This window comes from Companilactobacillus paralimentarius DSM 13238 = JCM 10415 (genome assembly GCF_001434985.1).
Lineage (GTDB): Bacteria > Bacillota > Bacilli > Lactobacillales > Lactobacillaceae > Companilactobacillus > Companilactobacillus paralimentarius.
The window spans coordinates 1-7,428 of sequence record NZ_AZES01000004.1; the positions used below are offsets into that span (position 1 = coordinate 1).

Consider the following 7,428-nt stretch of genomic DNA (forward strand, 5'->3'; position numbering starts at 1 on the left):
CACTTGGATTCAATTTATTTTGTCCAAGTGGCTAACTTGTTATTGAAATTTTCGATCTTTTTTATTTTAATTATTGATAGAATTTTTCAATAAACTCACTTAACCCCGTAATGTCATCAATAGTCAATTCACCAATCTTATAGAAATCAATCTTACTCTTGAACGAAATTTCTCTTATCTTACCTATATCAACATACGTTTGTTTTAATAATCCTGCTTTTTTCCATTTTTTTATTTTGTAATATTGTTTTTTTATCTTATCGGATTTTTTATCATATTGGGTCGTTAGTGAGAAAAAGGTAAAGGCATCATCGGTCGTTTCGACAACCAGTACTGGCCTTTTCTTTCCACCATTAGAATCAACAAAACTAACGTAAAGTACTAATATATCATCTGATTTAGTAGTCTTGCGATTCATCATTGAACCAGTCCTCTATCTGTTTTTTTGTATTTAATTTTTCTACTGGAACTTTTTTTAAGTTTTCTCGTAGCTCTCTTGAAGCCCTTTGTTTATCAGTTAATTCTATAGAGAAAGGTATCTTACCCTTCGCAACAATTTGTTTAAAATACATTATTATTGCTGTCGTTTGATTCAAACCTAATTCATCTAAAACGGACTGTGTCTCTTCAGCCAAATTTTTGTCGATATTAATATTCAATTTCTTTTTAGGATCCTTCTTCATTTGCATATTAACACCTCCTATTAAGGATATTATACATACAGTTTCCTTATATTACGAATATATTGTCTACATAAATATTGCATTTGAAGTATGAAATAAAGTTCAAAGTTTTATATGAATTCATTTATTTCAAATATATTACAAAAATATTGAGCTAATTCTAAAGAAAACGTAACGTTTCCCTTAACAGTTTTTTAAACGTATTGATTAAAATCTGATTGCATTATAGGTTTACTATGAACCGCAAAATAAGACGAGGAGGTTTAAAAGATGAAAAAGAATAAAGTTCTACTCGGCTCAGCACTGGCATTATTAATTGCCCCAACTGTTCTGTCTAATTTGTCGCCTCAAGACGTGAGTGCGGCAGAAACATCAACAGAAAGCGGATTGATTGGTACTGTTCGTCGTGGTAGCGGTATTCTGGTTAACAACCAGGGTCAAACTATTACAAGTACTTATCTTCCTAACTTCAGCTCTTGGAAACTTGGTCCTTCAACTCAAATCAATGGCATTACTTATTATCAAGTTGCTACTAACGAGTGGATTGCTGCTGATAGCATTGATATCAGTAATTCATCCCATCAAGTAACTAATCTTAGTTCAGACACTAGCAACCAAATTGATGTTAACGCCACTAAAGTTGGAACGACAAAGTGGGCTTCTGCTGTAGTTAACAGTCAAGGCCAAGCTATTACTGGGGTAACTTTACCAGCTGGAACTAATTGGAAACTTGGTGCATCCATAAATGTTAATGGAAATGTTTATTTGCAAGTTGCTACTAATGAATGGGTCGCTGCTAATGACTTGAACATTCAAGTGACTGAACCTAATCAAAGTTACACTACAAATAACGCTACAACCAATGCTGCTTCAACTACCACACAACAACAGCAACCAGTAGTTGGTACTGTTGTTAATGGTCCCGCTGATTTATATGATACTTCAATGGACTCTTTCTCAGACCGTCAATTACCTGAAGGATCTAACTGGAAAATTGGCCAAATGGTTCAAAATAAATACGGTCATACCTTCTATCAAGTATCAACTAATGAATGGGCACAAAGTTCAAATATGCATTTAAATCAAAATGACGCTGGAAATAATGTAAGTAGTGAGCCTGAATTTGCAACATCTGTTACACAATAATCGGAACAATTATATTAATATTTGTATATTTCACATTTTCTTCACATTTATAATCTAATATAGTACTTGGTAAACAAGAATATTGGATACTAACTTATAATATATAAATAAACTAAATATAATTACCTCCCTGATATAGTGGGCCTCCAAAAGAATGGAGGCCCTTTTTTTGCGTACAGAATTAATAATTTTTGATTTGATATTGCTAATTGTTACATAAATGCTACAATAATGTTACAGAATTATTACAAAGACGATATGAGTACTATTCATCTTTGCATATATCCAGACAGTCTCGTAGAGCTTCCAGCTAAGGGGCTTTTTATTAGATTTACATCGTGGCAATAAATCTATTAAAAATAGATTTTGTTGCTAATATTCTGTGTCGGCTATAAAATAATGAATTGTACGGATTAAGGTGGTGATCAATGAAATCGGTATTAAGATTTATTTCAAAATTTGGATATAGGGAGAAATAACAACATGAAACATACTACCCTCAAAATATTGAGTAGTCTTTTATTGGTAGCATCCGTATTAGCACTTGGAGGTTGTTCTAACAATAGTCAAAATTCCGCTGGCTCAAAAGATTCAACTGTCAAAACAGAATCACATAAAAAAGCCAGGAAGAGTTCTTCTAAGAAAAAAGTTTCGAAAAAAAAGGCCTCATCAAAAAAGGAAGCATCTACTTCCAACAATGATGAGACACAACAAAATCAACAAACAAATTCTTCCACTAACAACCAAAATACAACATCAAATTCAAATAACCAGCAGAGTTCAAAACAAACTCAAAACACTAATCAGGGTCAAAGCCAAAGCACAGCTACTTCTAACAACAATCAACAAGCAACTACAAATCAGCAGGTAACCGCAGTTATCACTACTGCAGACCAAGCTAGAAGTTTAGTTGCACATGCTAATGGTGGGGCTTCTCCTGCATCATTTAGTGTTGAAGCTAAGCCAGATGGTTATCACGTCTATTTGAATAATCTAAATAACCCAATCGTAACAGTAGTTAAACCCAACGGTGACTTTTACGATGTGAATGGAAATCTTACCGGTAAATATTCAAGTATGGCTGCTCCTGATGGTGGCGATAATTCCCAATGGACTCCATAGCCAATAAATTAAAATATAAAAAAAGACTTGAATCAACTATTCAAGTCTATAATCTCCATAAAAATTTTTGCGTACTGCTTTTTCTTTTCACTATCCATTAAATAAAAAGCCTGTACAAATTGGTTACTCTGCTCATCTAGTTCAGTTTGATCAAAGACATCACCTAATTTTAGATTCAAAGCATCTAAAATACTCTCTAAACGAGAAAGAGACACGTCATCTCTATTCCCCCGTTCCAAACGTGATATTAAATCTGGAGATACATGAGCCCGGTCAGCCAATTGTTCTATGGTTAACCCCATTTCATTACGTTTATCACGAATAAACTTAAAGCGCTTAACCATAGGCATCACCTCTTAATTCAAATTATTCTAACTACTCACTGTTTATATGGCTATACGGCTAAAAATTGATACATACTATAAAAATATTGCGAATATTCTGTACTAGTATTATCATAAAAAAGTACGTGATTATTATATTTCGAATTGAATACACATAATAATCCTCACTTGCTAAAAAATTACATTATTAATATATTTCTAGGGTGGAATCAGTTGAATATTAAAAAGTAATTTAAACAGTCTTCATGAATTCATGTATTTGTCACAGATGGACTCTTTTATACACTTAATAAATGCGGTAGTTTATTAAGTAAGTTATTCCCTCAAATAACTAAACGTTGGTACATCTGACAAATCAATCTTATGATAATTGCGTACCGGGCTACGTTAATCCGTAGCCTTTTTATATAAAACCAAGACTCAAAATTATTAGCATTAATCTACATCAAAGAATTGCTAACGCATGTGCCTGCGAGCCAAACTTTGCAACTAACATTTCTAATTAGTTATTACTAATAATAATGGAAGAAGCATTTCTTAGTCATGTGGGCTATGGAAATGCTTTTTTTCTGTACTTTAATAAAATAATACTATTAATAATATTAGATATTAACTAATTGTACATTATATTATATACCACTTTATTATCCTTTTGTACATTAGTTGTACTAATAATAGTCCAAATTAAAAATGATTGGTGATGTTAATTATATGAATATTTCAAAATCCGATTTTGGTGTTCGCCTGATGAAATTACGAAAAAGTAAAAATCTAAGCATGCAAGGTTTAGCCGACATTATCGGTGTCAGTGGCAAAAGCACTATTAATGAATGGGAAAAAGGTCGTGGACTCCCTAAGAAAACGACAATGGACCGTTTATCGACAGTACTTAATACCAGCAGTGACTACCTATACTATGGTGATCTTAAGGATGTTTTAGAAAATAAGGTTTTAAAAATCATCAATAACTATGGTTACAAATCAAATGTCACCTTCAAAAAATTAATCGATGTAACCAATGGCGACTTTCATCCTGATGACGTCATCGTCAGACATATTACTAAGTTAAAGGATCATGTTTTAAGAGATGATGAATCTAGCGTTGAAGACCGCATATTTAAAGAGATTTACCCAGGCTTATTTCAGATATTCACTTCTAAAGGTGTCAATTACGAAACCAATTTAGAAGAAATCGACCGCATCTCTAATCCATATTTTCAAAAAATCTATGTTGATCAAGTATTATCCTTTGAAGGACAGGCAATGGACGTACTACATGAACTAGAAAAAAGGTCAACTCATACCAAAAATACTAAATGGACTCAAAGATCTTTTGATGAAGTTGCAAAAAAATTCGTAAAAGATGGTACATTAAATTGGGACGGTACTGACTACCAAATTGATTCTATGAAACAATTGGTACAGCAATACTATCGCGATAAGTTAAATGATAAACTAGTTGAAACTCGACTTAGTATAAAAAGTTTATTATCCGAAGAAAATCAAATTGAGGAACGTTATTTAAAATAGACTTTTGATTTTGTACATTTAATGTACTAGGAATTCAGCATAGGGGGAAGATAACATAGTTAAAGCTAAAAAACATAATTTTCTGGATAAGGTTGTTCTATTCTTTTGTCTAATTTTACTTTTGGCAGCCTTCATTATTCCCCAGGTTCATCGCAGTTATTATTCAGCTCCCTACTTCTATTTCTCTGGCAAACAGATTGTTTTGGAAAATAACAAAACGCATCATTTGAATGATTACCAAAAGAAACAGTTCACTAAGCTAGCGCGAAAGGCCATTGACCAAAAAGATGGCCCTTTTGATTGGGATAATTACCAAACGGTTTCCATTGATGTTTATAAAATGAAGAATCTACATGAATATGCTTTGATATATCGAATTAAACCATGTATTCGTACTGATAATCATATTATCAATAACACAATAGTTCTTACCTTAAAACATCGTAGTCTAGACAAGTATAAACAATTTACAATAAACAAATATTCATCCGATTTTTCCAATGTTTTCACATCTAGTAAATAAATTTCAAATAATTATAGATAGGATCTAATCAACCTCATGTCCAAAAAAACAAGTGGTAATAGTACACTCAAAAAAATATTTACGATAATAATGTTTGGAGTCTCCTTTATATACTTCTGTGCCTTTCGATTCTTAGTAATTCCATCTGGCGATGATTACTTCTGGTTGGGTAAAATGGGAAAATACTTAATGAATCACATGTTCTACGGTCCCCAAGCCACGTATGGCGGTAGTAGTAATGGCCGCTACCTAGGTAATCTTTTAGAAATCGTCACCATGCACAAATTGCCAGTAGCCATTTTAGCTTACGGAATCTTTTGGACCCTGCTCTTGTGGTGTATCTGGTACTTATCTAAAAAGACCATCACATCACTTCTATTATCGTTTCTCTTTATTTTCACCATGCAAGATGCCTTTATTAATAACATTCTGGGTTGGAATGCCGGCTTTGTGAATTACGTCCCTCCCGTAGTTATGGGATTGATCTACATCATAGTAGTCAACAAAGGCGTTGCAAAGAAATTTGTTCCAATCGTTTCTATTTTATTGCTACTATTAGGTTTGGCAGGCGGTCTATTTAATGAAGTTTGGAACATCACCCAATTAGCCCTGGGATTGTTAGTTTTGGGATATTCTTATTGGAAAAAAGACCTCAAAAGTTACCATATCACCTATTTTTTAGGAACAATTGGTTCAGCACTTATCATGTTTACCCATAAGGGATATCACGAGGCCAGTACTTACCGTAAAACCTCATATACTCTAAGTACCATTTGGGATACTTATTCTAAAGTCACTCACTTCTGGCTGATTACTTTCAATCTTATTCTTTTGATAGCTATTCTCTTAGCCATCTTCGTTTTAGCAATCAAAACTAAAATTTCATCGGAAAATAAATTGGCTGTTTCTATCTTTTCAGTTATCTTTTTGATTTATTACATTATTATCAACAATTTCTTCAGAAATAATTTTCACTTAAATCCGATGTACGGTTACAAAACGGTTCGTGCTAGCATTGCCGTGCCGGAAAGTTTAGTCAGTATCGCATTAATGATTTTTATCGGTTATTGTATTTGGGTCTTCTTTAAAAATGATCCTAAGATGTGGCTCTATTATCTGCTAACTGGTGTTATTGCCGGACAATTGTTATTCGTTTCTTCACCGGTGAACAGTCGCGGTTACTTCCTATCTTACGTACTAATGTATTTAATCGGAATGAAATTTGTTCTATCTGCTCTAAATGAATTGCGAATAAAGAATTATTTAATTAATTTGATTTTGTTAGCAACGCTAATTGTTTGTGGTTATACTTATCAATCAATGATGTACGCTAACTATCATGCTAATCTTATTCGTGTCAGTGACCCAGACTATTACAATGGCAAGAAAGAGCTAACTAAACACGTACCTTATGTAAAATTTGTCTGGTTCAATGATTTAATGAATCAGCAAAATGCTCCTTACTGGAAAAACCATATTGATACTTATAAACATATACTGAAATAACGCAAAACCCACTTCTGAAGTCTGAAGTGGGTTTTTATATATCATGATAATTTTGTATTAAAATTTGCATAAAAAAATCCTTTAGAGAACGCTTCTCGTACTCTAAAGGAAGGTTGGTACTATTTAAATTTAAAGACTAGCTTATTTCTTGAGATTCTTCTCAATCCAGTCACGGACATCTGCATCTTTCATATCCAAGAATGGTTTTTCAGCTTCTTCGGCCTTAACTGTGTCGTGATCGTTGTTTTCCATGAAATAATCCCAAATAGCGTCACGAACAACTGTCTTATCGTCACTCCAGTCGAAAGCCTCGCTCATCTTTAGGTTCAATACTTCTGGTTCTTTTGCAATGGCTGCATCAGCCATCTTTGATGGATCTACTTCTGCCATAATTCAACAACCTCCTTAGTTACGAGTTCATTATAGTTCTAATCTGAAAAAGTGACACACTAAATGTTTATTATTTTTGATAATTATTGCAATTGGCATGATTTTTTTAATTATAGTGCTTGATAAAGAGGTTCTATACTTTCTGGTATTGATGAATAATCAATACCAGTTTTTTAATCTCTAG

General features: G+C 32.9%; 9 protein-coding genes. 5 read left to right on the forward strand and 4 right to left on the reverse strand.

What is annotated here, in order from left to right; genetic code table 11:
- Positions 1-70: 70 nt before the first annotated feature.
- Positions 71-421: a type II toxin-antitoxin system PemK/MazF family toxin gene (locus FD33_RS00185; protein WP_025086346.1), complete on the reverse strand. Its 351-nt coding sequence runs from the start codon at positions 419-421 to the stop codon at positions 71-73.
- Positions 399-689: a type II toxin-antitoxin system RelB/DinJ family antitoxin gene (locus FD33_RS00190; RefSeq protein ID WP_051564352.1), complete on the reverse strand. Its 291-nt coding sequence runs from the start codon at positions 687-689 to the stop codon at positions 399-401. Before FD33_RS00190 ends, FD33_RS00185 begins: the two co-directional genes overlap by 23 nt.
- Positions 690-953: 264 nt before the next feature.
- Between FD33_RS00190 and FD33_RS00195 the strand changes: the two genes are divergently transcribed.
- Both FD33_RS00195 and FD33_RS00200 read left to right on the forward strand, forming a co-directional pair.
- Positions 954-1,829, forward strand: a complete 876-nt coding sequence (locus FD33_RS00195) for an SLAP domain-containing protein (protein ID WP_025086344.1) — start codon at positions 954-956, stop codon at positions 1,827-1,829.
- 483 nt (positions 1,830-2,312) lie between these two features.
- Positions 2,313-2,951 (forward strand): hypothetical protein, encoded by a 639-nt coding sequence (locus FD33_RS00200; RefSeq protein ID WP_056955652.1) that lies wholly within the window; start codon positions 2,313-2,315, stop codon positions 2,949-2,951.
- Between the two features lie 32 nt (positions 2,952-2,983).
- On the opposite strand, the gene FD33_RS00205 is transcribed toward FD33_RS00200, so the two are convergent.
- The gene (locus tag FD33_RS00205; RefSeq protein ID WP_025086342.1) at positions 2,984-3,295 is read right to left on the reverse strand and encodes a helix-turn-helix domain-containing protein; all 312 of its coding nucleotides are present in this window, start codon (positions 3,293-3,295) and stop codon (positions 2,984-2,986) included.
- 711 nt (positions 3,296-4,006) lie between these two features.
- On the opposite strand from FD33_RS00205, the gene FD33_RS00210 reads away from it, so the two are divergent.
- From FD33_RS00210 to FD33_RS00220, 3 genes are all read left to right on the forward strand, one after another.
- Positions 4,007-4,825, forward strand: coding sequence for a helix-turn-helix domain-containing protein (locus tag FD33_RS00210; protein WP_025086366.1), 819 nt, complete (start codon positions 4,007-4,009; stop codon positions 4,823-4,825).
- Positions 4,826-4,946: 121 nt separating this feature from the next.
- Complete coding sequence (locus FD33_RS00215) at positions 4,947-5,348, forward strand: hypothetical protein (RefSeq protein ID WP_025086367.1); 402 nt, start codon at positions 4,947-4,949, stop codon at positions 5,346-5,348.
- 174 nt (positions 5,349-5,522) lie between these two features.
- On the forward strand, positions 5,523-6,854 hold the full coding sequence (locus FD33_RS00220) for a hypothetical protein (protein ID WP_148299218.1): 1,332 nt from the start codon (positions 5,523-5,525) through the stop codon (positions 6,852-6,854).
- Between the two features lie 141 nt (positions 6,855-6,995).
- On the opposite strand, the gene FD33_RS00225 is transcribed toward FD33_RS00220, so the two are convergent.
- Entirely contained in the window at positions 6,996-7,244 is a 249-nt protein-coding gene (locus tag FD33_RS00225) for a P8 family protein (protein ID WP_025086369.1), read from the reverse strand.
- Positions 7,245-7,428 lie beyond the last annotated feature (184 nt).

Bases quoted from the DNA above. Each gene is read 5' to 3' on its own strand.
- FD33_RS00185 (WP_025086346.1), bottom strand. From the start codon at position 421: ATGATGAATCGCAAGACTACTAAATCAGATGATATATTAGTACTTTAC.
- FD33_RS00190 (WP_051564352.1), bottom strand. From the start codon at position 689: ATGCAAATGAAGAAGGATCCTAAAAAGAAATTGAATATTAATATCGAC.
- FD33_RS00195 (WP_025086344.1), top strand. From the start codon at position 954: ATGAAAAAGAATAAAGTTCTACTCGGCTCAGCACTGGCATTATTAATT.
- FD33_RS00200 (WP_056955652.1), top strand. From the start codon at position 2,313: ATGAAACATACTACCCTCAAAATATTGAGTAGTCTTTTATTGGTAGCA.
- FD33_RS00205 (WP_025086342.1), bottom strand. From the start codon at position 3,295: ATGGTTAAGCGCTTTAAGTTTATTCGTGATAAACGTAATGAAATGGGG.
- FD33_RS00210 (WP_025086366.1), top strand. From the start codon at position 4,007: ATGAATATTTCAAAATCCGATTTTGGTGTTCGCCTGATGAAATTACGA.
- FD33_RS00220 (WP_148299218.1), top strand. From the start codon at position 5,523: ATGGGAAAATACTTAATGAATCACATGTTCTACGGTCCCCAAGCCACG.
- FD33_RS00225 (WP_025086369.1), bottom strand. From the start codon at position 7,244: ATGGCAGAAGTAGATCCATCAAAGATGGCTGATGCAGCCATTGCAAAA.